The organism is Paenibacillus sp. FSL H8-0048, assembly GCF_038002825.1.
Taxonomy (GTDB): domain Bacteria; phylum Bacillota; class Bacilli; order Paenibacillales; family Paenibacillaceae; genus Paenibacillus_AQ.
On record NZ_JBBODF010000001.1, the window covers coordinates 2,466,258 to 2,490,955 of the forward strand.

A 24,698-nucleotide genomic window follows, 5' to 3' on the forward strand; every position below is an offset into this window, starting at 1 on the left:
TTCATCCCTCTTCCCTCGTCATCAGCAGCGCATTCTTCACAGCAGCTGTAATCTCGTCAAAAGAATCAAACACCGTTGCGCCATCCCCGAACGACAGCCCGGGCCGCATAATCAGAATCACATATAACCCCATGTCCAGCGCAGCATGCAGTTTCTCATCCACCGAGCCTTCGGCTCCGCTCTCCTTGGTAATCATCACCCGGGTGCCATACTGCCTGTATAAGGCCTCATTCAGTTCTCTGCTAAAAGGGCCCTGAAGCGCAATAATGTTCCGCTGCTCAATCCCAAGGGCTTGGCACTTCTCCAGATTCTCCAGACAAGGCAGCAGCCTTACGGTCAGACGGATGTCCGGATCTCCCAGCAGCTTCTCCGCAAAAATCTCTAGCGTTTTGCCTCCGGTAGTCAGCATCACAGAGCCCTTCAGCTCCTTAGCCTTGCGCGCAGCCTCCTCATAGGAATGCACAAGCAACAGCCGGGGATGGCTGTTATAGATAAGACTCTGCCGCTCATAGCGGAAGTAAGGCAATCCCAGCGCAGCAGCAGCTTCCATCGCATTGGCATGAGCCTCCAGCGCAAAAGGATGGCTGCCGTCCACCACGGCACGGTACCCGCCCGCTTGCAGCAAAGAGATCATCGCCGCACGTTCCAGTCTGCCGACACGAGTGGGGATGCCTGCTTCTTCCAGGCGTTCAGCCCCACTGGGCGTCACAACGCTGGCCTGCAGCGGCAGGCCTTGGCGCGTAAGACTCTGTGCCAGCTCGCGGGCGTCGCTGGTGCCGCATAGCATGAAGATCATCGCGGCTGCCGAAGCGCCAAGCCGTCTGCCGGATTCGCCGCCTCCGTTACATCATGCTGCCCATGCTGCCCATGCCTCCCATGCGTATGTTCCTCATGCCCGTGATGCGCGCACTCGTGGTGAACATGCTGCCCTTGGCAGTGATGCTGATGCTCATGATGTGCATGCTCATGGTCCCCATGGCAGTGCTCATGCGTGTGCCCATGTTCCTCGCGTCCGTGATGCGCACACTCATAGTGACCATGCTCATGGTGACCATGGCAGTTCTCATGCATGTGCCCCTGTTCCCCATGCCCGTGGTGCCCGTGTCCATGCCCCTCATGACTGTGATGCCCATGCCCGTGATGCCCGTGTCCATGCTCCCCATGCCCCCCATGCCCCTCTTCACCATGATGGTGATGGTGGTGATGCAAAGAAGCTGCATCGCGGTATTTACAGTTATCGCAGTTGCTGAAGGCACGGCCTTCCAGCGTCTCTTCAATCCGCTCTGTCAGCATATCCGCCAGCAGCGGATGTGCGCCCAGTGTGCCGCCGATCTGCACTTCAAGTTCGGGATGCTCAGCTGCGAATTGCGCGACCCTCTCGGCAAACTGCTGCATGAGCACTCCGGTGAACAGCAGGTACGGGAGAACGATAATTCTGCGCGCACCCAGCGCCAGGCAGCGCTCAAGCCCGTCCGGCAGCGACGGCTTGGCGATGGCAATGAAGCAGCTTTCCACGCTGCGGTAGCCTGTTTTCTCCCAGAGCAGCCGGCTTATCTTGTACAGATCGCTGTTAGCATCCGGGTCACTGCCCCCGCGTCCCATCAGCAGCACGATGGTGTCCTTATCCTCTATCGTAGATGCAGCGTTCCCGCGCAGCTCCAGGTCCATTCCGCCAGCCGCCTTCTCCTGCGCCACCGGAAGGCGTTCTGCTTCCTGAATCCGCTCCAGCAGAATATCGACGGCACGGTCCTGCACCCCCAGCGGGCGTCCGTAGATAAACTTCACCCCGGGATATCTCTGCTTGGCCTCGTCAATGGCCATGGGAATATCGAGCTTGGAATGTCCCGCCGCGAACAAAATAATCGGCACAACGTATATCTCTGCTGCACCGCCCTCAATACATCTGGCAATGCCGCCAGCGATGGAAGGCGACGCCAGCTCGATGAAGCAGGTCTCGACCTTCAGCTCCGGCTTACGGGCCGCGAGCAGGCGGGTGAATTCCAGCAGCTCCTCATTTCCCGCTTGAACCCGGCTCCCGTGTCCCACCAGCAATACCGTTCTCATCGTCTGCACTCCTTCTATGCTGTTATTGTTGTCGGATGTATGGGCTGCGCTTCCTGATACACTGTCCATCCGTTCCCGGAACGCATGATACCGCTCCTGCTCCCGGCCATTAATCCTATATTCCTCAACTGCCGCAGCTACAGCGGCTACCGCTTGCTCTTCGTCCATCCCTTCACGCACCAAAATCCCTGCATGGGCGCCCCGCCCGGACTTCTTGCCGCCGAGATACAGCTCATAGCTGCCGCGCGACATTACCAGCCCGATGTCATCCAGCACAGCGGAGCTGCAAGCCATCCCGCAGCCGGCTACGCTGATATGCAGCTCTCTGGGCACAGCCACCCCATGCAGCAGGGTGTGGAGATGAACAGCAGCACTTAACGCTCCGCTTCTGCGCAGTTCACAGAATCCGCAGGTTTTCACCTTCACGTAATCTCCAGGCGTGCTTACATTCAGTCCGGCCTCCAGCAGCCTTGCTCCTGCCTCTGTTCCTTCGCTCCGGCTGCCGCGCAGCAGGAAATACCCGTCCTTCGTATAGACCAGTTGCCCCTCGCTGCCTGCCAGCTCAGCCAACAGCTTCATCTGATCGCCGCTGAAGCTGCGGCTGCCGGCTGCGGGAGCAATCTCCAGCTCGAAGGATGAATCGGTGGATGCTGTCAGATCGGACAAGCTCCGCAGACGCTCCATCTGCGGAGCAGCAGCCAGGCTCTGCTCAGCCGCCTCTTCCGCCCGCCCTGATCCTGCTTCACTACAGGCTACCGCCCGTTCTATCCGGACAGAATCTGCTGCTTCCCGCTGTCCAGGCTCTGCCTCGCTTCCCGCAACAGCAGCTTCTCTCCCTGCATCGACAGTTTTTGCCGCTCCGGCGCAAGCGGCCCCCTCTGCCTGCCCGGACTCCGCCGCAGCCAGCGACCACGGCTCTGCGGCTGTACGCAGCCGCTCGTGCGGCTTCAGCGTCTGCGTCTGTGCCCCGAGACTGTATTTGCGCTCATATCCCCGCGGCGTAATCATCAGGTCCTCATAGACAACGGTAGCAGAGTTGCCGACCACCACGGTTGAGAGCATGCCGATCTCATGCTCCAGCATATCCTGCAGTGTGGTTACGACTGTCTGCTGGCGGTCACGGTAGGCGCTTTTGACAATGCCTACCGGTGTAGCCGGATCACGGTAACGCAGCAGAATGGTGCGCGCTTCTTCAATCTGGCGCGTCCGTCTGCCGCTGCGCGGATTATAGAACGCAATGACGAAATCCGCCGCCCCCGCCGCTTCCACACGCGCAGCAATGCTCTCCCAGGGCGTAAGATGATCGCTCAGACTGATCGTGCAGGAGTCATGCATAATCGGCGCCCCAAGCAGTGAGGAACAGGACTGGATCGCCGAGATTCCCGGGATCACCTCCACCTGCACCCCCTCTGAGCGGCTCCAGCCGCGTTCGATCAGCACCTCGTAGACCAGACCGGCCATTCCGTAGACACCGGCATCGCCGCTGGAGATTACCGCAATGGTCTGACCCGCTTCTGCTCTGCGGACGGCCTCCTGGGCCCGGCTGACCTCCTCGGTCATCCCCGTGCCGACAATCTCCTGATGCCGCAGCAGCGGCCGGATCAGATCTACATAAGTGGTATAGCCGATGACCGCCTCGCTCTCATCCAGCGCAGCCAGTGCGCGGCCGGTAATATGCTCCAGCGCTCCGGGGCCGAAGCCGATAATCAGCAGTTTCCCTTGTTTGTTCATTCCTCTTCCCCCGTTCATCATGTGAAACATATAGATTTTTATATTTCCAGCGCAAGCAGCTTATGCAGCTTCACTTTGAATTCGCCGGCGGTGCGGGGAGCACTCTGCCCTGCGGTCAGGCCGGCTGGCAGGCTGAACCATAAATCAGCCAGCAGCGGCAATCCCAGACCAATGGACAATAGCTCCTCCCGTCCCGCAAAAATCTCCTCCGGCGTCCCCGCCGCCCGGCATCTTCCATGCTCCAGCACAATAATCCAGTCCGCCCAGCGGTAGGCCAGGTCCATATCATGCGTAGCCATAACTACGGTTGTTCCTTTATCATGTATAGCTTCAAGACCCTTCAGCATCTGCGTTTCCGATAACGGGTCCAGATACGAGGTCGGCTCATCCAGCAGAATCAGCTCCGGCTCCATAGCCAGCACACCGGCGAGTGCCGTGCGTTTTTTTTGGCCCAGGCTTAGCTGGTGAATCGGTTTATCGCCCAGACCGGTCAGATTCAGCAGCTCCATTACCTCCCGGCAGCGCGCGGCAATAGCCGGTTCAGCCATGCCGCTGCCGCGCAGCCCGAACGATACATCCTCCAGCGGTGTGCTGAGGATCAGCTGCTGCTCAGGGTCCTGGAAAACCAGGCCCACTCTCCGCCGCAGAGCGGCCAGCTCTTTTTTGGAGTAGGATAATGCCTTCCCTCCTTGCAGAACCGTACCCTGCTGCGGGCGCAGGATGCCGACGGCATGCAGGAACAGCGTCGATTTGCCCGAACCGTTATGACCGAGTACCGCCGTCTTGCTGCCTGCGGGGATGGAGAACGTAAGTTCATGCAGCGCAGGCTCCTTCGTATCCGGGTAATGGAACACCACTCCGTCACAAGCCAAGCTATATTCCTGATCCATGGCCGGCTCCTTTCATGTGTTAGTGATAAAGTACGCTTCAGTCAGCAGCAGCACAGCAATACCGGTATAAGCCTGGATTGTATACCGCCGCGGCACAGGACGCGCCGTATAAGGCGGGAGAATAATCTCGTCTGTGAATCCGCGGGCCAGCAGCCCCTGCGACAATCCGTAATAACGGTGCATCGTGTTGCCGAACAGCGCTCCTGCCATAGCCGCAGTCTCCCGAAGTCTGGCCATGTAGCCCCGCCGGCCTCCGCGCAGCCTGCGGGCCAGCAGCAGGCCATGCGCTGCATCACTCAGCAGGAATAAGAAGCGGTACATAATCAGCATCAGCTCCAGAACAATCTGCGGCATCCGCAGCCTGCGCAGCACCTGCAGCAGCTCACTGAACGGAGTAGTGAACATCAGGAAAAAGAAACAGCTCATGCAGGCAGAGATTCTGGCCAGCAGCTCTCCGGCCCGCTGAAGCCCGGCCACTGTAACATATACCGGCAGGTTCAGTCCAGGAAGCGGGAATATTCCTGCCTCTCCCGCTGCCGGATGCCCGAATTCCACGAGCAGCGCCGGTACGCTAAGCGCGTAGAACAGCAGCGCTGTGCCGAACAGCATGCCATAAGCACGGAAGGGAATACGGGCCTGTAATACACACCAGGACATCATCCATAGGGTGATTGCAGCCTGCAGTACCGGATGTACGGTGTAAGAGAGCAGGAACATCAGGGCTGCGAACGAGCTTTTCCACATCGGGGATAACTGGCGCAGAGCATTATTGTAAGAGAGAACATCAATCCGCCGGATCACTTGCTGCTATGCTGCTTCGTCCCGCCTGCTTGCCCTTGAGCAGCCCCAGGGTATAGCCGATCACACCGGCACCAATCGCTGCCTGCAATGCAAACAGCATACTCTCCGTCTCCCCCGGGAGCTCAGTCAGCGGCTTGAACCACGGCTCATAGTCAGGATTAATCTCAGTAATCGCACCTTCAGCCGCATCATCGGCTCCGCCGAATTCCCCGTTAACCAGCAGCAGCGGCAGAATGACAAGCAGAATAACGACCAGCAGCATCAATCCATTTTTCCATTTATTGCTCATTAGGCTCTTCCTCCGTTCACCTTGCGTTTCAGCAGCGACAATTCATTCGGGCTATACGATTTCAGCCAGTTCCACAGCAGTACCGTCAACAGCCCTTCACTGATGGCCAGCGGGATTTGCGTCACGGCAAAGATTCCCCCGAATTTAAGAAAAGAAGCCATTACACCGCCATCCGCCGCCGGAAAAGCCACCGCCAGTTGAACGGAAGTCACTACATACGTACTCAGATCAGCCGCCGCAGCCGCACAGAATAGGGCCAGCTTTTCGCGGTCCGGCATTTTCATCATCAGCTTATACACTGCATATCCGGCAAAAGGACCCGCCACCGCCATCGAGAACGCATTGGCTCCAAGCGTAGTGATCCCGCCGTGCGCCAGCAGCAGCGCCTGAAACAGCAGCACAATCGAGCCGATCACGCTCATGGGCATCGGTCCCAGCATTACCGCACCAAGTCCGGTTCCGGTAGGGTGGGAGCTGCTTCCGGTCACGGAAGGCATTTTGAGCGCAGACAGAACGAAGGTAAACGCACCGGCCAGACCCAGCAGCAGCTTCAGCTCCGGATTCTCCCGGGTCATGGCTCTCAGCTTGAAGATTCCCAGCACAAAGAACGGGATAAACGCCGCCCACCAGAACACCGCCCAGCCAACCGGCAGGAACCCTTCCATAATGTGCATCGCGCGGGCCGTACCCGGTTCATTCAGCATAAAATACACCGTAAATCCGGCAACCAGAGCCGCAAAGCTCCACCCTCTGTGTTTTTTCATTTGTCACCCTCCATGTTTGTTGATTTCCGTTAAAAATAATAAAACTAAAAAACCCACCCTAAAGGGTGGGAGTGTATGTACGCAGGCAAGTTCGATAGAACGCGCAGCCGCTGCCAAACGATACAAGGCGCTTCTCATCGTACCATCACTATGGGACGAATCCTTGTATCCAGCAGCTATAAACCGGTGATCCTCTCTACACTCAAGATTCCTCCGGTCCATCAGGGCAGAACGCCTCTTCTCATTAACCTATCCGTACACCGCTCCTATCCGCGTAGAGTCGTGGTGTGCGTAGACAAGGTAGGTCTCCTGGCTTGGAATGCAAACGCCGCAGGCTTCGTCTTCCCCGGGGCTTCCCGAGTGACCTCATGAAGTGCAGCTCTTCCATACAGTGGCGGGACCGCTCGGGATTTGCACCCGATTCCCTGTTATCCCTTGCCGCATCCGGCAAGAGCACCTTGTTTCACCGCTAATTCATCTCACATCATAACGGACCCGGCTCAGCGTGTCTGTGATATAAATTGGAAAAGCTGTACTGCGGACAAACTTGGCTTGTAGAAATTTTATTTGAGTAATATAATTATTAACTATACAATCTGAACGTGGAGGCATCCGATGAAACTCGATCTAACCGAACAATCCCTGCCCGTGTACGAGGCCTTGTCCAGTACCGTGCGCCTGCATATGCTGCGGCTGCTGTCCGATAAGCCCATGAACGTGAAGGAGCTGGCTGCAGCCCTCAAGCTCAGCAGTGCAATTATGACCATGCATGTGCGCAAGCTCGAAGCTGCCGGGCTGATCCGCAGCCACATGGCTCCAGGCAAAAGCGGACTGCAGAAGATCTGTACACTGGCTGCCGACGGGGCAGAGATTATTTTTCCAAGGCAGGCCCGGACTCCGCGCAGGGGATACCGCAAGGATATCCCGGTGGGGCATTATTCCGACTTCCAGATTGAGCCTACCTGCGGACTGTCTACGACGGAGAGGGTCATCGGGCACTTTGACGATCCCCGTTATTTCTGGGACCAGGAGCGGGTGAATGCCGGGATTCTCTGGTTCGGCAAGGGGTTCGTTGAGTATAAAATCCCGAATTTCCTGCTGTCCAGCCAGCAGCCGGAGGAGCTTGCCATCACGATGGAGATTGCCTCGGAAGCCCCGTCGATCAACAACAACTGGCCGTCGGATATTACCTTCACGCTGAACGGACAATCGCTCGGCTTCTGGACCAGCCCCGGTGATTACGGAGATAATCCGGGAAAATACACTCCGGCATGGTGGCCCGCACTCACCAATCAATACGGCCTGCTCAAGCAGCTGCGGATTACGCAGACGGGTACCTACATGGACGGGCAAAAGCTGTCGGAGGTCACCCTCGATCAGGTAGGCATCCGCAACAAACAATGGACCTTCCGGCTCTCTGTCGAGGAGGATGCCGAGCACATCGGCGGTCTCACCCTGTTCGGAAAAGGCTTCGGTAATTACAATGAGGACCTGGTGTTTGAGCTGTTTTATACGGATGGTGTGGCAGATTTGCCGGGTTCTATATAAAGGCTTGCTTAGGGTGTTAGGTAGGTAGGTAGGTAGGTAGGTAGGTAGGTAGGTAGGTAGGTAGGTAGGTAGGTAGGTAGGTAGGTAGGTAGGTAGGTAGGTAGGTAGGTAGGTAGGGGAGATTGATTAGTTAGACTAATTAGGTTGGTTTTTGTTTCAGCTACTTTTGGAGCCAATACTCCTCATTTCCGCTCATCGCCCACTTTCGGCTGATTCAGGTGCATTAGTGTACCACCCATTAGCCAACCAGCTAACTTCTCCCCCCACCTATGGGATTTATCCCTCTCATTTCCTCACCCAGTCCACTTCCCGCCGCATTAGAGGGATTTATCCCTCTCATTTCCTCACCCAGTCCATTTCCCGCCGCATTAGAGGGATTTATCCCTCTCACATTTCCTTCTCCCCCCCTTTCCCCTCACCTCCACAACGCAAAAAAGCCCCTCCAACCGCACATTGTGCAGGTTCGAGGAGCTTTCGTTGATCGATCCGCCTCATATGGCAAGAGCGGCTTCTAGCCTATCTATTTAGCCGGTCCCCTTGCCGTTAAGCGTCAGGCGTGAGCCGTCATTCCGCGACCGGCTGCCACTTTCCGCCGCCCGGCAGCGGACAGCTGCGGGCCTTCAGCCGGGCCACGACCGGAATGATGCAGCCGCAGGCGGTACAGGTCACGCCATCCTGCAGCTTCGGGCAGGTCCCGCAGATCGCCAGCCGCTCGGCATAGACCTCGTCGGAAGCCGAATTGCCGGGATTGAACATGGAGGACGCCAGAATGCGGGCAATCTGCGCTTCCGTGACCTTGTACTCCTCCCGGCATCCCTTGCAGGTTGAAGTGGTCGTCATCCTGCGTTCCTTACGCCTTCGGCGTAATTTCCAGAACGGTTACCGACATTGGCGGCAGTTCTACAGTCAGCGTATCCCCTTCAAGCTTGAAGGCGCTGAATGCCTGCGGTGTTACAGCTTCCGGCTGCTCAAAGCTATTGTGGGCATCGATGGAAGCTCCGGCCAGCGTCGTTCCGCTTACGGATGCTTGCCCAGCCAATCCGCGCAGCTCCAGCGGCAGGGTTGCCGATGCCGCATGATTCAGGTTACACAGGCTGACATGGATTACGCCTTCTGCGGTTACAGAAGCAGAAGCCGATACTTCAGGAATGTCCACTCCCTCGTAGCTGTATACCGGGCTGTCCACAGTCAGCTCCAGCAATTCTGCATCCTGATGCACCTTGTACATGTTGAATACATGGTAGGTTGGGGTCAGGAGCATTTTCTCGCCTTCGGTCAGAATAACTGCCTGCAGCACGTTCACGGTCTGGGCAATGTTCGCCATCCGTACACGGTCACTGTGCTTGTGGAAAATATTCAGCGTCAAGCCGGCCACCAGCGCATCGCGGATCGTGTTCTGCTGGTAGAGGAAGCCCGGGTTCGTACCCGGCTCAACATCATACCAGGTGCCCCATTCGTCAACGATCAGGCCGACTCTTTTCTCAGGATCGTACTTGTCCATGATAGCAATATGGCGGGTAACCAGCTCATCCATGAACAGGGCCTTCTTCAAAGTCGTAAAGTATTCGTTAGTCTCAAAGCCTGTAGCCGCGCCCTTATGATTCCAGTCCGAAGTAGGCAGGGTGTAGTAATGCAGGGTAATCGAATCCATGAAGCGGGTAGCTTCACGCATCAGTACTTCTGTCCAGTTATAGTCATCCGCATTCGCCCCGCAGGCGATCCGGTGGATCTTGTTGTCTCCATAGTTACGTACATACGTCTGATATTGGCGGTACAGGTCAGCATAGAATTCAGGACGCATGTTACCGCCGCAGCCCCAGTTCTCGTTGCCCACGCCGAAATACTTGACGCTCCAGGCATCTTCCTGGCCGTTCTTCTGACGCAGCTCAGCCATTGGCGAGACTCCGTTGAAGGTCAGATATTCCACCCACTCGGACATCTCTTGAACCGTTCCGCTGCCTACGTTACCGTTGATGTAAGGCTCGCAGCCCAGCATCTCGCAGAGCAGCATGAATTCATGCGTACCGAAATGGTTGTTCTCTACCGCGCCGCCCCAGTGTGTGTTGATCATCCGTTTGCGCTCTTCGCTCGGGCCGATGCCGTCCTTCCAGTGGTATTCATCGGCGAAGCAGCCGCCCGGCCAGCGCAATACCGGAATTTTCATTTCCTTAAGCGCTTCCACTACGTCGTTGCGGATACCCTTGGTGTTCGGAATAGGGGAATCTTCGCCCACCCAGATGCCTTCATAGATACAGCGTCCAAGATGCTCAGCGAAATGTCCGTAGATGTTGCGGTCAATCTTACCTTTGCGGATGTCGGTGTTCAGTACAATGCGTTCTGCCATGGGAAGTTAACGCTCCTCTTTAAGTTAATATATTTGTTAATCATTTAACACTTATATTAACATTATAATCAAGCTTCCTCCGGTTCGTCAATCTTTATCTTAAGCACCCCCTCTAGCATTCCCGCATTCCACTTCCCCGTCAAAAATGATATTATGGACACACAAATACAGCACAATTGGAGAGTATGATGATTAGACCTATCAGTAAAGATATATCGCTGCTTAGCCAGAAATCTGCTCCGGCCACGGAGAAGGATCTGCCCGTGTTAATGGATCTTGTGGAGACCCTGAACGCCAACTCCGACCGGTGCGTCGGCATGGCTGCGGACATGATTGGCGTCAACAAACGTATCATTGCCATCCGCGTGGAGCAGCAATTGACCATTTCGATGATCAATCCGGTGATCGTTAAGCGTGCCCGTCCTTATGACACGGAGGAAGGCTGCCTGTCGCTTGAAGGCGTACGCCCGGCGAAACGATACGACTACATTGAGGTAGAATACCTCGATTATAATTTTAAAAAGCACCGGGATAGCTTTACCGGATTTACGGCGCAGGTTATCCAGCATGAGGTGGATCACTGCGAGGGTATTGTCATTTGAGCCGGGACCTGAGAGCGCTAACCTTCAGCAGGACGGCCGCTGAGCAAATTCTGAGGAATGAGACCGATACCCGCACGCTTTTGTCAGAATATCCGGAGTACAAAGAAGAGGTGCTGCTTGAGATCAATGCCCTATCGGGCCGTCAACGCGCCAATCTGATCCAACATTTGCTCGCCAGCTATACAAGCAGCGCCAAAATAGCGAAGAGCAAAATTGTCAAAAGCGGCTTTAATCAAACGACCATTAACGCTTTTCTTCCTAATATAATTAAAGCCCGCTTCGCCATTTATCTGATCGAACAGCTGCAACTCGCGGTATCCGCCGAATCAGCCTCCGGGCCTGTCCGGTTCAATCTCTGGGACGGTTATATTCTGCAGAAGCTCCTGTTCAAGGACAAGCTTGTCCGCAAGCCCGTATCGCTCCCTCTGTTCCGGGTATGCTGGAAGCTGATTATCCGCCCCAAAGTGCTGATGCCGCTGGTCAATAAACAAGGGATCTACTGCTTCTATTCCCGTTCGTTAATCAAGCGCTTGTCCGCTCTAATCGGAGATAAGGCGTGCCTGGAGATTGGAGCAGGTGACGGTACCTTGACGAGATTCCTTAACGATAACGGCACAGCCTGCCGGGCAACCGATGATTATAGCTGGGCGCATTATATCACCTACCCCGATTTTGTGGAAAAAGCCGATGCCAAAGCTGCCCTGAGCAAATACGCTCCAAAGGTGGTACTTTGTTCCTGGCCGGTGCCCGGCAACCCTTATGAGAAGCATGTTTTTAATACAGATTCTGTAGAGTTGTATATTGTAATCGGCACAAGAGACCCGGCGATCACCGGTGATTTCGATGCGTATGATAAGGCTAAGCATTTCAGCATGGAGCTGAATGAGGAATTATCCCGCCTGCTTGTGCCGCCCTCTGAGGACAATGCGGTCTATCTCTTCACACGCAAACAAGACAGTACACACTCACGATAGGTGAGCATCTACTGTCTTGTTTGTTTTGCTGTCTATTCCGGCCTCAGCCCAGATCCCCCAGCTCAATCTGCACGATTCCCCGGTCATCCCGCTCCTCGGCGATTCCGCCGATCAGATGCATCAGGCTGCCGAACTCCAGCTCATTGAACTTGCGTGCGGCGTTATCCCGCTGCAGCTCCCAGAGACATTCGGCCAGCTCGCATACCACCGGCACATCACAGCGGATCTCTGCCAGTTCCCGTGAGAGATGCAGCATGTCGAGATCCGCTTCAATCTTGGCGCGTACGCCCTTGGGCAGCAGATGCAGGTTCTCGATGACCCCTTCCACCGTGCCGTATTCCGTCAGCAGCTTGGTGGCCGTCTTCTCGCCTATGCCCTTCACCCCGGGATAATTATCGCTGGTGTCGCCCATGAAGCCCTTCAGGTCAATCACCTGCGCAGGAGTGAGGCCACGTTCTGCCAAAAGCTCAGCCGGATCATACACTTTATAGTTGGAACGGCCTTTTTTCATAATCACGACCTTGACGCTGTCATTCACCAGTTGGAGCATGTCATGATCCCCGGTCAGAATATAGACCTCCGACTCCCCGCTGTAGCACGAAGCCAGTGTACCGATGCAGTCATCTGCCTCATACCCGGCCAGCCCGATATTTGGCACGCCCAGCTCCGCCACAACCTCCTTCACGAGGTCGAACTGCGGGATCAGCTCCAGCGGAGCGTCAATCCGGTTCGATTTGTAGCCTTCGTACTTCTCCGAGCGGAACGTGCCCTTGCCCATATCCCAGCAGCAGACCACATGCGAAGGCTCAAACGTACTCACCGCGTCGAAAAAATACTGCAAAAATCCATACACCGCATTCGTCGGCAGCCCGGCGCGGGTCTTGCGGATATATCCACCATAAGAGGTAGCATAAAAAGCGCGGAACAGCAGAGCCATTCCATCGACAATCATGACCCGGCCCTTGATTTCTGTTGCTGTGCTCATGTGTAACCTCTCCTTGTATTCCTTCATTTAGGCGTTGCTCCAAGCTTCGGCGTACTGGTCTTCCTTGTAGCCTACGGTAACCTTCTTGCCGTCAGTGACTACCGGACGCTTAATCAGCATCCCATGTGCGGACAGCAGCGCAAGCTGCTCGTCTTCGCTTAAATCTGCAAGGGTATCCTTCAGGCCAAGCTCCCGGTAGACCTCACCACTCGTATTAAAAAACTTCTTCAGCGGCAGGCCGCTGTGCTTCACCAGCACACGCAGCTCCTCCACGGTTGGCGGCTGCTCTGCGATATGCTGCAGCTCCAGCTCGTGCCCCGCTTCCTTCAGCCATTTCACTGCGCTGCGGCAGGTGCTGCATTTCGGATATTGATACACCTTCAAGTTACTCATCGGCTTCTCCTTCTATTATAAAGTGCAGAAGTGATGCTAGTCTTACAGATCGTCACTGCTGCTTATTTTGTTGGGGTCGTCTGCATAGCGGCGGCTTTTGCCCGGCCGGCCTTACGATCGGCATCACGCCCGGCATCAATAGGTGGAAATTGTACAACTCTTCCTTCCAAATCCGCATCGCGGGAGGAAATAGTTGGATTTCCGGCATTTAAATTCGGAAAAATCGTTACTTTGCGGAGTGTGGGAAAGTTTAGTTGTACTTTTTCCACTTGCTTGCCGCAGAGCCTTCATATAGCTGGAAATAAGTGCAGCCTGGCACTTATTTGCCTGCTGGCGTACTCCAGTGGCGGCAGAAAGGTTACTCTGTGAGCGGTCGGAGCAGGTAAAAGCAGTATGCTGCTTAGCATCTTCCTCCGATTGCAGCCAGGCAAGCTGCATGCTGTAGCAACGGGAAGCTGAGTCCCGGATAGGTCCGGCACTTCCTTACCGTGCCGACTGCCGGAGCTTCTCCTGCAGCAGCGCCATATCCGGCGGCAGCGGAGCTTCGAAGACCAGCTCGGCATGCGTCACCGGATGCCGGAAGGCCAGCCGCACCGCATGCAGCGCCTGGCGCGGAATGGCCGCGTCCAGCTCCGCGATCTGCGCGAGCCGGGCGGCTTCGCCCGGCGACAGCGCCTGCTCTCGCGCCTGCTGCTTCTCGCCGATTGCGGTCACCACCTGCTCTCCCGCACGCCGCTCCTCGCCTGGCGCTGCCGACTCCGACCGGCCGCCAGCCGCCTGCCCAAACAGCGGGTGACGGTACATCCCGTCACCGATCAGCGGGCAGCCGATAGACCCCATATGCACCCGGATCTGGTGGGTGCGCCCGCTCTCCAGCTTCAGCTCGACGCGTGAAGCGGCGCTGCCATAGACCTCCTTGACCTCATACCGGGTCAAGGAGGGATAACCGTCCGGCGTCACAATCCGCCGGTGCGGCTCCAGCGGGTCGCGGTCGATCGGACCGTCGATATCGCCGCTTGGCAGAGGCGGAACCCCGTGCACGAACGCGGTATACCGCTTGTCCACCGTGCCGGCAATCATCTGCTCGGAGATGTGCTGGTGGCTGTAAGGGTTCTTGGCAATCACCAGTACCCCGGAGGTCTCCTGATCCAGCCGGTGTACAGGGCGGAAGCGGACCCGCTCGCCTTTCTCTGCCCAGTAATGAACCACTCCGTTCGCCAGGGTCTCGGTATAATGGCCGTGGGTCGGATGGACAATCATTCCTGCGGCCTTGCTTACCACAAGCAGATGCCCGTCCTCATACAGAATCTCGAAGGGAATCGGCTGCGGCAAAATATCCTCGGACGTTTCCTCCTCCATCCGGATCTGGACCTGATCGCCACTGCTCACCTTGACGCTGATATAGACCCGCTCTCCGTTCAGGGTAATTCCGAGGTCTGTCATTTTGAGCCGGGAGAGCAGCTTGCGGGAGACATCCATCCGCTTTTGCAGGATGGTTTTGAGCAGCCAGCCGTCTTCAAGCGGCGGCACTATATAGGAGATGGGCGGATAATAGCTGGTCATTTGTTCCGGAACACCTTTTTGCTGCGCAGATATTCTACTTCAGCAATCTCCAGCCGGGTGTTGGCAGCACGGGCCAGAGCGAAGAAATAGTCAGACAGCCGGTTCAGATAGATTACCGCCTCAGGGTTAATCTCCGCACTGCGGCCCAGCGTCACTGCCCGGCGCTCGGCCCGGCGGCAGACCGTCCGGCAGACATGCAGCACCGAGGACAGCTGGCTTCCGCCGGGCAGAATGAAGCGCTCCAGCTCCGGATTCTCGGCCTGAAGCGCATCGATCCAGCCTTCCAGGCGGGTGGCCATCTCGCTTTTCACCTTATAGCGGTTCTCACTCAGCTTCACGAATGCCAGATCCGATCCACAGTCAAACAGCTCATGCTGAATCTCCAGCAGCTGCTCGCGGATATCTAGAAACCGCTCGTCTTCCATCAGGCTCCGTGCCTGGCCAACGAAGCAGTTCAGCTCGTCAATAGTGCCATAAGCCTCGACGCGGACATCGTCCTTGCCTACCCGGCCGCCGATCACCGAGGTCTCGCCCTTATCCCCCGTACGCGTATAGATCGCCATGATACTTCCCTCCTAAGTTGCAAAATCACATATTCATAGTGTAATCGTTCTTAGGTAGGGTGGCAAACAAAGATCACAGTTTGCGCCATGTAAATAACTCCCTTAGGAGGAAGCCTTAATTGTCACTTGCTCCACCCGACTCATGGCTTACGAAAAGTAATGCAATACATCAGGCCCTTGCACACTTCCTTGTACGTTACCTCCAGCATCTCCGGCGGAATCAGCCCAAGCATCTCCGGCAGGTCCGCTCCCTCTGTAAAATATCCCTTAACCACCGGCACCTTCCCGTACGTCCCCTTCACCAGCTTATGCGTCTCATCGGCAATCATCAGCCGGGTACCCGGCTTCGCCACCCGGATCATCTCCAGTACCGCAGCATGCGGATCACTGAAAACATTAATTCCGCCTACATGGTACACACTGTCAAAGCTGTTGTCCTGAAAAGGCAGCCTCTCTGCGGTCCCCTGGAACAAATAGGCCTCAATCCTCCACCTCCGCAGATTACGCACCGCCTGCCTCAGCATTCCGCTGGAAATATCCAGCCCGTACAGCTCGGCCTTCACTTTCCCGGTCTTCTTCATGGTAAGGTACGGGAAATTATCGCCGCTGCCCACCGAGGTCTCCAGTACACGCTGACCGCCGCGCAGCTCAAGCGATGACAGGAACTGCTCTCTATAGCGGCGTTCTCCGCCGAACTTCAGCGCGAAATACAGCTTGTTCGACAGCCGGTAGAAGCGGGCAATCCGGTTGTACAGCTCCAGGTACTTCCGGTTACTGCCTGCGGCATCCGCTTCCTCCATAAAAGCCAAATACCCGTGCTTCCACGGATATTGCCGTCCATTCGCCGGATTGACCGCCCCCGTGCCCTCCAGCTTAAGCTCTTCATATGTATTCGGGTCCCTTAGCAGCTGTGCTTGCAGCATGTATATTCCCTCTTTCCTGACATCGTACAGTTCCAGCCCGTACGCTGTGATGTTCGTGAATATTCATTATATGCCTACAGCTGAAAGCGGGCATCAGGCCAGGGTCTGCCGCCGTCTCCGCCTTTAGTCTTAACCTGGAGACTTAGAAATTACGACATTTTTATATTTTTTTCGACAAAAAGTAACAACAAAATCAGCTCTTCAGCCGATGATATTGAATATAAGTAAAAATAGCTTCTTATCTAATGGGGGAGGATTAACATGGCTAATATTGCTCACAAGGGGATTTCCAGGCTCCGGTTCAAAAGCATACGTATGAGAACATTTGCATTCATCCTGCCCATCTTTCTGATCACGCTGGTGCTGGTCGCTCTGTTGTCGTACATGTATTCCAAAAGCATTATCCAGCGCGAGGTTAAACAAAAAATGAATGTGCAAATATCGGATATTTCTAACGAGATTAATGCGAACTTAAGTGTGCACAGCAAGGTTCCCGAGGTTCTGGCGCGTACGCTGGAAAGTCATGCTGCGGAATTCACACTGGATCAATACCGTACGATGCTGTCAAGTGCGCTGAAGGCTAATCCTGATACATATGGTGTGGGTATTTATTTTGAACCCGGACGGTATGACAGCAAGCTGAAGTACTTCTCCACCTATGCCCACCGGGACGGCGGCAAAATTGTGACAACCGAGCAGTACAATGACCCCGAATATAATTATCACGGGCAGAACTGGTACACCATCGGCAGAGACCATGCAGCGTTTACAGATCCATTCTACGACACCATTACAGGGACAACGATGGCTACGTTTGCTGTTCCTTTCCGGGATACCGCGAATACCTTGCTGGGAGTGATGGCCGGCGATATCGATCTGAAGACGCTGCAGAGCAGGATCGAGCAGACCAAGGTCGGGAATACAGGCTGGGCCTTCCTGCTGGACAAGCAGGGGAATTACATTGCAGGGCCGGATGCTGGGAAGAACATGCAGCTGAAAATAACAGATGAAAAAAACGCAAGTCTGTCCGCAGCGGGAGCAGAAATGCTTCAGCAGAATCAGGGGATGGTAACCTATGCCGATTCCGGCGGGACCATCCAGATGTATTATGAAAAGCTGCCGGATACCGGCTGGACCGTGGGTCTCGCCATGCCGGAACAGGAACTGTATGCGCCGCTTAAAGGGCTGCTAAGGTCTATTCTGCTGGTTAGCTGTGCGGGTCTTATCCTGACGGTAGCAGCCGTATATCTGTATAGCCGCTATATTACCCGTAAGCTGACCCGGGTCAATGAGATGTCCCAGCAGATGGCTGCCGGTGACTTCACCGGGAAGCTGGAGGTAGACAGCGAGGATGAATTCGGCAATATGGCCGGGCATTTGAACCAGATGATTACCAATCTGAGCAGACTCCTGGGGACCATTGCCGATCACTCGCTTCAGGTGGCCTCGACCTCGGAGGAATTAATGTCGAGTGCCAACCAGACCAATCACACAACAGAGGCTATTGTAGAGAATATTCAGGATCTGTCAGCCGGAGCGGATCAGCAGCTTCAGTCCACCCGCGAGTCTGCAAGAGCGATGGAGGAGATGGCCGCCGGTGTGCAGCGGATCGCAGAGGCCTCGATGGACACCGCCGCAGCGGCCGGGCGGGCGGCAGGCCAGGCTCAGAACGGACATTCCATCATTACGGAGGCCGTGGACCGGATGGAAGAGATGGAGCGGACCGCCGCAGATGCTTCAAGCATGATTACCTCTCTTAGCGCACAGTCCCAGCAGATCGGCAACATTATCGGTCTGATCAAAGGCATCAGCGATCAGACCGGTATGCTGGCCTTAAACGCGGCGATTGAGGCTGCCAGAGCGGGCGAATACGGACGGGGCTTCTCCGTGGTGGCCGGTGAGGTCAAGAAGCTGTCCGAGCAGACAGCCGAAGCCGCAGGGTCTATCAGCACCCTGATTCTTGAGATCCAGCAAGGCAACCGGGCAGCATCAGACGCGGTGCTGGCGAATGCCGGTGCTGTACAGGAAGGCTCACGGATGGTTGGCGAGGCCGGGCGTCTGTTCACGGATATTCTCGGCGGTATCGGTGAGATTAACACCCAGGTTCATGAGATGTCTGCCTCCTCCGAGCAGCTACTGGCCGGAACCGAGGAGCTGACCTCTTCGGTGGCAGAGATGGCAGAAGTGGCCAGGCAGGCCGCAGAGCGTTCCCAGAGCGCTGCCGCAGCCTCCGAGGAGCAGCTCGCCTCTATGGAAGAGGTAGCCGCAGCCTCTACCGAGCTGGCGAAGATGGCCGATGGGCTGCAGCAGGCCGTGGCCGCGTTCAAGGTAAACTAACATGCATGTATAACCCCCTGATAAGTCCCTTTGGACACAGGGGGTTATTTTATATAATCATTCTCCCCTCACTCCCCTTCAAAAAAGCCATCAGCTCCCGGTTCACCCGCTCCGGCTGCTCGTGATTCACGCCGTGACCGGCGTCCGGGATGACCGTATAGCGGAACCCGCCAGCGTCCAGTGTACTAGTAAGCTCCCGCTTCTGCTTCAGCTTATAATCTCCCAGCAGGAAGTATATCTGATCCCGGAACGTAACCGCTTTCTCTTGTTCGTAAGGCTGAAGCTTATGGGCGAACATCGCCTGCTGGTTATGATTCTGCATTAACAACACCAGATGCTCCCCGACTTCAGGGTGCTTGTCGAACAGGCCTGAGGCCGGCGAGCTGAGCTTGCGGGCCGCCCTGAGCAGATTGCTGCGTGTAGGGATAAGAATCTCCGGGAACATCATCATCAGCGTATGTATCATGCTTTTAATTGGAGCCGTAACCATTCCTCCCTCCATACAGACAGCCCTGAGCAATCTTCCCGGCCCGTTCACCGTGTAATTGAAGGCCATATACGCTCCATTCGACACACCTGCCACATAGAACTGGTCAAGCTTCAGCCCGTCTGCGACCTTGTTGATCCAATCCACCTGGTCAAAGGTCCGTTTATGGAACAGCTCACCTGGAACACTCTTCCCCGGTCCTCCCAGCGTATCTACCGCAATGCAGCGGAAATGACGGGACAGCTCCTTCATATTCAGCAGCCACATCACGGCCGAATTATCGCCTACCCCATGGAACAGAAGCAAAGGCGGTAACTCCGGCTCTCCCGCTGTTATACAATGGGTTGTCCCATAAGGGGTCTCCACATCAAGCTCCTGAAATTCCGTCCCCCACGCGTCAAGAAGCTGGTTATAGGACCTTAGAACCTGTTCTTTGCCGGCCTCGCTTTTGAATACCTTGATCAAAGAAAACCCCTGCCTTTCCGCCTTGGCGAATTTTTATTAATCTTACTTCATGAAGCACAGGATCATTTTAGAATTAGCTAGACTCATTGTTGCACATTTTGCAGTATTTCTCTAAAAGTGTTAAGAGCTGCGGTGTATTGTTGCATCATTTGCAGGAATTCCGGTGTTTAGTGCTGTTTAGCGCTGGCTTTGTTGCATTTCATGCAGAATTTCAGCATCGGGCGCTTCTATAAGGCGGTATTGTTGCACATTTTGCAGGATTTCTATACAGTGTTACGGGCTTAGGAGTATGGGGCCCATCTCTCATCGCAGCAGCACCAATTGTTCGGTTTCCACATACATTTGGCACCTTGGGTCCGGTTTTCATAGACAACTTATCCATAACAAAAGAAATTCATAATTTCCTGATTAACAAAAAAACGGACATCTCCCCAAAGGAAGGCATCCGCTTCGTATAATTCTGCTGTATTAATTGCTCTTGCGGTGACGGCTTCTCATATACTCATTAATCTTGAGATCCAGCAAGCTGCTGATTGCTATTACATTATCCGAGGTAAAGGACTTCTCCTGCATAAAGAGCTGTTCCATTCTGCTGCGGAGCATCTGAATTTCATCTTCCAGCGAGAGCCTGCGTGCATTCGCATCTCCTGAGGCGCGAGGCAGCCCGCTTCCGGAACCACACTTCCCGCCATAGGAGGATAAGTAATAATCTGCGCTCAGCACAATCACCCTTCCTGATGTAGTATTGCGCGTCAACCGGATTAGAACTGCACAGTTCTATGCGACCAGATATGAAGCGCCTTTATTCCGGAATAAGAGGTCCATGTAAGTGTATTACAGGTGTTTCTTGTCCTTAGAGTAAAATAATACCATATCAGAAGGTGATCGGCTATAGTTCGATTTACTTCTTTGTCGGGCCTGGTCAGGCCCCTTCCCGGGACAGCTGTGAGACAAATGCCCCAATTCGCTCAACCGCTTCATTCAGCTGGGACACCGAGGTGGCATAGGAGCAGCGCAGATAGCCTTCCCCGCCCAGACCGAAGACACTTCCCGGAACAGCAGCGACCTTATATTCAAGCAGCAGACGCTGGGCGAACTGGTCGGAGGTCAGACCGGTGGCCTGGATGCTCGGAAATGCATAGAAGGCACCCTGCGGCTCATGACACTCCAGTCCCGCCTCCCGCAGCCCCTTGACAATCAGCCGGCGGCGCTGGTTATACGAGTCTGTCATGCGGTCCTTCTCTTCCATTCCGTTGGTAAGTGCCTCCAGCGCAGCCACCTGGCCCATCGAAGGCGCGCACATGACGGTATACTGGTGAATCTTCAGCATGGCAGAGATCAGATCCGGGTGGCCGCAGGCATAGCCCATCCGCCAGCCGGTCATGGCGAAGGCCTTGGAGAACCCGCTGACCAGGATCGTCCGGTCCAGCATTCCCGGCAGTGAAGCGAAGCTGACATGATTGCTTCCATACGTAAGCTCGGCATAAATCTCATCGGAGATGACGATAAGATCATGCTTCTCGACCACCTTGGCAATCGGCTCCCAATCTTCACGGCTCATGATCGCGCCTGTCGGATTGCTTGGATAGCAAAGAATCAGAATCTTCGAGCGCGGAGTGATCTTGGCCTCCAGATCTTCGGCAGTCAGCTTGAAGTTGTTCTTCCCGAAGGTCTCAATGCCTACGGGAATCCCGCCTCCGATAGCCGTAATCGGAGAATAAGAGATGTAGCATGGCTCGGGAATCAGAATCTCGTCTCCCGGAGAGATCAGGGCACGCAGAGCCAAATCGATGGCCTCGCTGCCGCCAACCGTGGCGATAATCTGATTCGCCGGATCATACTTCACGGCGAAGCGGGTCTCCAGGTACTCGGCAATCCCCTCGCGCAGCTCAGGCATTCCGGCATTGGAGGTGTAGCCGGTGAAGCCGCGTTCGAGTGAATAGACGCAGGCCTCTCTGACATGCCAGGGTGTCTTGAAATCCGGCTCGCCGACACCCAGCGAGATAATATCCTTGCTGCCTGCCGCCAGATCAAAAAACTTGCGGATGCCCGAAGGCTGAATCTGCTGGACCAGCGGGGCCAAATAAGAGTTCATCGACTTGCCTTTATCTCCTGTGTGCTGTGCGTTATTAATGATCATGACATTACATCCTTCACGGAGATATCATCAGACGGTTGTCTTCCTCATGCTCTTCAAAGATGATACCGTCCTGTTTGTATTTTTTGAGCGTAAAATTAGTCTTCGTAGAGAGCACTGCATCAATCGGCGACAGCTTCTCAGACACAAAGTTAGCGACTTCGCGCAGATTGCGGCCTTCCACTTCCACCAGCAGATCGTAAGCACCGGACATCAGATAGACGGATTTAACCTGCGGATACAGATAGATCCGTTCGGCAATCCCCTCGAAGCCGCGGCCCCGTTCCGGTGTAATCTGTACCTCGATCAGTGCCGTCACCCGTTCATCATCGACTTTGTCCCAATTGACAACCGTCGCGTATTTCACAATGACATGGTCCTGCTCCATTTCGGCGATCACGGTCTTGACATCTTCTTCCTCCGCACCAAGCAGGGTCGCCATTAATGCCGTGGAGCTACGCGCGTCCTCCTTGAGCAGTTCCAGCACTTTCCTTTTCAATTCATTCATTCTCAGAGCCTCCTGCAAAAAAGAGTTTAGTATTAATATGACATGAAAAGTACCGTTCTGCAAACAAAATAACCCCGCCGGGGCGGGGCTATCTGGCTGCATTCCTTTTGTATTTTCTCCTGCATGGCCGGGTAAGCGCTCTAATGCTTCACAGGGCCGTCGCCAGGGTTACATATAATAGGAACCGTTATGATGCTGCTGTACATTCGGCTGATGCTGTGAAACATTCGAATGCTGGTTATAGGCTCCTGCCCCGCCTGTCTTCTCACGCACGAACTGCTGCAGCTTCTGCTGGGTCTGCTGGGCACTCTGAATCTGCTTGTCCAGATCCTGGCGCAACGCTTTGCCCGGAGGGGTGTACATGTTCATTTGCGACATCTGCATGTACAGTTCTCCCTGAATTCTGAGGGTATCCATAGTCAAATCATTGAATACCCGTCTAACGGCCGGACAATTCGATTCTGTAGCTGCTGTGGTGTACTCGCGGACTGTCCGCTTCAAATCGGCCAAAATCGTGTAGAGTAAATCTTCATCCGCCATAAACGGCGTTCCATTCTGTGCGTACACAGTAAAACCTCCTTTAAAGTTTGTGGGTTCTGGCTGTTATTGCGGCTGCGATGGTGCGTACTGCTGATGCTGATGGAGCAGCTGGACCAGCATATCCATGTGATGGGTATGACTCTGAATCTGCTGGATGCAGATCCCCTGTACGGTTGAATTCTGAGTGGTTCCGGCTGTAGCCGCTAGCTGCTTAATCAGCAAATCCTCATTGGAAATGGAATCGGCAATGTATTCCAATTCTTTTCCGCTAAGTGCCTGCATCTGGTTAGATTGCATGTTCGGTAGTCCCTCCTTCTGGTTGTTCAAGCGTTCCTTAGTATGCTTCCGGGGGAGGCTGTTTATGTGCCGGAAGGTACATTCAGCAAGCTCACAATTAATGAATAATCCTTAGGGTCTTGACGCATGAGACTCTGCAATAGCGCAAATAATACCACTCTGAATGACATAAAGGAGCGAACAGATCTATGAAACTCGTCAGCGGGCAACTGCCCTGGGAATACACATTGCCTGAACCTCCGGTATATCCGGTACTTGCGGAAGACATTACCTGTGACTGCCTGATTATAGGCGGCGGGATGGGCGGAGCGATGATGTCCTACCGCATGTCCCTCAGTGGAGCAGATACTGTTCTTATCGATAAAAGAACAGTCGGCACCGGGAGCTCCCATGCCAATACGGGACTGCTGCAAATCGCCAATGACAAATCACTGACTGCCTGCATGAATACCTTCGGGGAAGAGAACGGCGTGCTGTTCTACAGACTTTGCCAGCAGGCCATGCGCGCGATTCTGGAGTTGCCCGGCAAGCTGGACATCGATCCGCAGATTATTGAGCGCAGCAGTCTGCTGTATGCCAGTACGCCGGAAGATGTTGCTATGCTGAAGCTGGAGAATGAGAATCTGGTGAAGCACGGCTTCGATTCGGAATTCTGGGAGGAAGAGACGATCCGCGCCCATTACGCCTTCTCCAAGCCAGGTGCACTGTATTCAAGGGGAGATGCAGAGACGAATCCGCTGCGGACGGTACACAGCCTGATTCATAAGGCGCACTCCGGCGGGGTAAGGGTCTATGAGCATACCGAAGCCCTTCATTATGAGTACAATGAAGACGGCGTAATCTGTCATACCGCGAACGGCCGGATCTTCGCGAAGAATGTGGTCTTCGCCATGGGATACGAGACCCAGGAGATGAAGAAGGACCGGGGAGCAGAGCTGATCAACACCTATGCTATTATGACCGAGCCTCTGCCTCATCTTCCAAAATGGCATGAGCAGAGCCTGCTCTGGGAAACGGCACGGCCTTATCTGTACTTCCGGACCACTCCGGACGGACGCATCATCGCCGGCGGCAAGGATGAGCAGCTTACCAGCGTGGAGCGGCGTGAGGTAAGAGTCCTCTCCCAGTGTGAACGTCTGGTCGAGGAGGTTACAGCCCTGTTCCCGGAACTGCAGGGAATCAAGGCTGAATATTCATGGGGAGCGGTCTTCGGCTCCACCCATGACGGACTGCCTTATATGGGACCGCACCCGGAGTTCCCGCACTGCTACTTCATTGAAGGCTATGGCGGTAACGGCACGGTCTACAGCATGATTGCCGCCGGGCTGCTTGCAGATACCCTGGCCGGCAAGAGCCGCCCGGAGCTGGAGCTGTTCTCGCTGACCCGGTCGCCGAAGCCTGCGCCCTCCCCGGCGATACAGTCTTAAGGACAACTTGTTCAGGAAGGCAGCTGAATCAGAGAGAGCTGCAACACAGAAAGGGATGCCCGCATA

General features: G+C 55.1%; 25 protein-coding genes, 1 pseudogene and 1 riboswitch. Of the genes and pseudogenes, 5 read left to right on the plus strand and 21 right to left on the minus strand.

The genetic code is table 11. From position 1 onward, the window contains the following. Position 1 precedes the first annotated feature (1 nt). From cobK to NSU18_RS10690, 7 genes and pseudogenes are all read right to left on the minus strand, one after another. Entirely contained in the window at positions 2–796 is a 795-nt protein-coding gene (gene cobK / locus NSU18_RS10665) for a precorrin-6A reductase (RefSeq protein ID WP_341148969.1), read from the minus strand. After that, positions 793–2,133, minus strand: a complete 1,341-nt coding sequence (locus NSU18_RS32375) for a sirohydrochlorin chelatase (RefSeq protein ID WP_445321853.1) — start codon at positions 2,131–2,133, stop codon at positions 793–795. The genes cobK and NSU18_RS32375 overlap by 4 nt, the downstream gene beginning before the upstream one ends. Further along, positions 2,116–3,795, minus strand: a pseudogene (cobJ, locus tag NSU18_RS32380) (precorrin-3B C(17)-methyltransferase); the annotation flags it as partial. The gene NSU18_RS32375 and the pseudogene cobJ, both read right to left, overlap by 18 nt. A 38-nt stretch (positions 3,796–3,833) precedes the next feature. Then, the gene (locus NSU18_RS10675; RefSeq protein WP_341019873.1) at positions 3,834–4,685 is read right to left on the minus strand and encodes an energy-coupling factor ABC transporter ATP-binding protein; all 852 of its coding nucleotides are present in this window, start codon (positions 4,683–4,685) and stop codon (positions 3,834–3,836) included. Between the two features lie 12 nt (positions 4,686–4,697). Beyond that, a complete protein-coding gene (gene cbiQ / locus NSU18_RS10680; protein WP_341148971.1) occupies positions 4,698–5,486 on the minus strand; it encodes a cobalt ECF transporter T component CbiQ in 789 nt (262 codons plus the stop codon). Continuing rightward, the gene (locus NSU18_RS10685) at positions 5,470–5,775 is read right to left on the minus strand and encodes an energy-coupling factor ABC transporter substrate-binding protein (RefSeq protein WP_341148972.1); all 306 of its coding nucleotides are present in this window, start codon (positions 5,773–5,775) and stop codon (positions 5,470–5,472) included. The genes cbiQ and NSU18_RS10685 overlap by 17 nt, the downstream gene beginning before the upstream one ends. Beyond that, on the minus strand, positions 5,775–6,539 hold the full coding sequence (locus tag NSU18_RS10690; protein WP_341148973.1) for an energy-coupling factor ABC transporter permease: 765 nt from the start codon (positions 6,537–6,539) through the stop codon (positions 5,775–5,777). Before NSU18_RS10690 ends, NSU18_RS10685 begins: the two co-directional genes overlap by 1 nt. A gap of 282 nt (positions 6,540–6,821) precedes the next feature. Next, a riboswitch (cobalamin riboswitch) is annotated at positions 6,822–7,015 on the minus strand. 139 nt (positions 7,016–7,154) lie between these two features. Here NSU18_RS10690 and NSU18_RS10695 point away from each other — a divergent pair. Further along, positions 7,155–8,087, plus strand: a complete 933-nt coding sequence (locus NSU18_RS10695; protein WP_341019867.1) for an ArsR/SmtB family transcription factor — start codon at positions 7,155–7,157, stop codon at positions 8,085–8,087. 564 nt (positions 8,088–8,651) lie between these two features. Here the strand turns inward: NSU18_RS10695 and NSU18_RS10700 are convergent. Together NSU18_RS10700 and NSU18_RS10705 are read right to left on the minus strand one after the other, a co-directional pair. Then, on the minus strand, positions 8,652–8,927 hold the full coding sequence (locus NSU18_RS10700) for a DUF6171 family protein (RefSeq protein WP_340022260.1): 276 nt from the start codon (positions 8,925–8,927) through the stop codon (positions 8,652–8,654). 10 nt (positions 8,928–8,937) lie between these two features. Next, a complete protein-coding gene (locus NSU18_RS10705) occupies positions 8,938–10,431 on the minus strand; it encodes an alpha-N-arabinofuranosidase (protein ID WP_341148974.1) in 1,494 nt (497 codons plus the stop codon). A 188-nt stretch (positions 10,432–10,619) separates the two neighbouring features. On the opposite strand from NSU18_RS10705, the gene NSU18_RS10710 reads away from it, so the two are divergent. Continuing rightward, positions 10,620–11,033 (plus strand): peptide deformylase, encoded by a 414-nt coding sequence (locus tag NSU18_RS10710; protein ID WP_341019859.1) that lies wholly within the window; start codon positions 10,620–10,622, stop codon positions 11,031–11,033. After that, positions 11,030–12,007: a hypothetical protein gene (locus tag NSU18_RS10715; RefSeq protein WP_341148975.1), complete on the plus strand. Its 978-nt coding sequence runs from the start codon at positions 11,030–11,032 to the stop codon at positions 12,005–12,007. The genes NSU18_RS10710 and NSU18_RS10715 overlap by 4 nt, the downstream gene beginning before the upstream one ends. 43 nt (positions 12,008–12,050) lie before the next feature. On the opposite strand, the gene NSU18_RS10720 is transcribed toward NSU18_RS10715, so the two are convergent. From NSU18_RS10720 to NSU18_RS10745, 6 genes are all read right to left on the minus strand, one after another. Continuing rightward, on the minus strand, positions 12,051–12,992 hold the full coding sequence (locus NSU18_RS10720) for a 5'-3' exonuclease (RefSeq protein ID WP_341019854.1): 942 nt from the start codon (positions 12,990–12,992) through the stop codon (positions 12,051–12,053). A gap of 27 nt (positions 12,993–13,019) precedes the next feature. Continuing rightward, complete coding sequence (locus tag NSU18_RS10725) at positions 13,020–13,385, minus strand: arsenate reductase family protein (protein ID WP_340755482.1); 366 nt, start codon at positions 13,383–13,385, stop codon at positions 13,020–13,022. Positions 13,386–13,447: 62 nt separating this feature from the next. Further along, positions 13,448–13,654, minus strand: coding sequence for a hypothetical protein (locus NSU18_RS10730; protein WP_341148976.1), 207 nt, complete (start codon positions 13,652–13,654; stop codon positions 13,448–13,450). Positions 13,655–13,868: 214 nt separating this feature from the next. Beyond that, on the minus strand, positions 13,869–14,948 hold the full coding sequence (locus tag NSU18_RS10735) for an RluA family pseudouridine synthase (protein WP_341148977.1): 1,080 nt from the start codon (positions 14,946–14,948) through the stop codon (positions 13,869–13,871). Further along, a complete protein-coding gene (locus NSU18_RS10740; RefSeq protein WP_341148978.1) occupies positions 14,945–15,511 on the minus strand; it encodes a cob(I)yrinic acid a,c-diamide adenosyltransferase in 567 nt (188 codons plus the stop codon). The genes NSU18_RS10735 and NSU18_RS10740 overlap by 4 nt, the downstream gene beginning before the upstream one ends. A gap of 140 nt (positions 15,512–15,651) precedes the next feature. Further along, positions 15,652–16,434 carry a class I SAM-dependent methyltransferase gene (locus tag NSU18_RS10745; protein ID WP_341148979.1) on the minus strand — a complete coding sequence of 261 codons (783 nt, stop codon included), beginning with the start codon at positions 16,432–16,434 and terminating at the stop codon, positions 15,652–15,654. A gap of 315 nt (positions 16,435–16,749) precedes the next feature. Between NSU18_RS10745 and NSU18_RS10750 the strand changes: the two genes are divergently transcribed. Further along, positions 16,750–18,771 (plus strand): methyl-accepting chemotaxis protein, encoded by a 2,022-nt coding sequence (locus tag NSU18_RS10750; RefSeq protein WP_341148980.1) that lies wholly within the window; start codon positions 16,750–16,752, stop codon positions 18,769–18,771. A 49-nt stretch (positions 18,772–18,820) separates the two neighbouring features. On the opposite strand, the gene NSU18_RS10755 is transcribed toward NSU18_RS10750, so the two are convergent. The 6 genes from NSU18_RS10755 to NSU18_RS10780 form a co-directional block, all read right to left on the minus strand. After that, entirely contained in the window at positions 18,821–19,723 is a 903-nt protein-coding gene (locus tag NSU18_RS10755) for an alpha/beta fold hydrolase (protein ID WP_341148981.1), read from the minus strand. Positions 19,724–20,191: 468 nt separating this feature from the next. After that, entirely contained in the window at positions 20,192–20,386 is a 195-nt protein-coding gene (locus NSU18_RS10760; RefSeq protein ID WP_341023172.1) for an aspartyl-phosphate phosphatase Spo0E family protein, read from the minus strand. 259 nt (positions 20,387–20,645) lie between these two features. Then, positions 20,646–21,863, minus strand: a complete 1,218-nt coding sequence (locus NSU18_RS10765) for an aminotransferase class I/II-fold pyridoxal phosphate-dependent enzyme (protein WP_341019845.1) — start codon at positions 21,861–21,863, stop codon at positions 20,646–20,648. 13 nt (positions 21,864–21,876) lie between these two features. Continuing rightward, entirely contained in the window at positions 21,877–22,368 is a 492-nt protein-coding gene (locus NSU18_RS10770) for an Lrp/AsnC family transcriptional regulator (RefSeq protein ID WP_036696743.1), read from the minus strand. A gap of 168 nt (positions 22,369–22,536) precedes the next feature. Continuing rightward, on the minus strand, positions 22,537–22,935 hold the full coding sequence (locus NSU18_RS10775; protein WP_341019844.1) for a spore coat protein: 399 nt from the start codon (positions 22,933–22,935) through the stop codon (positions 22,537–22,539). 36 nt (positions 22,936–22,971) lie between these two features. Continuing rightward, a complete protein-coding gene (locus tag NSU18_RS10780) occupies positions 22,972–23,205 on the minus strand; it encodes a hypothetical protein (protein WP_076158855.1) in 234 nt (77 codons plus the stop codon). A gap of 188 nt (positions 23,206–23,393) precedes the next feature. Between NSU18_RS10780 and NSU18_RS10785 the strand changes: the two genes are divergently transcribed. Then, the gene (locus NSU18_RS10785) at positions 23,394–24,632 is read left to right on the plus strand and encodes an NAD(P)/FAD-dependent oxidoreductase (RefSeq protein ID WP_341148982.1); all 1,239 of its coding nucleotides are present in this window, start codon (positions 23,394–23,396) and stop codon (positions 24,630–24,632) included. Positions 24,633–24,698 lie beyond the last annotated feature (66 nt).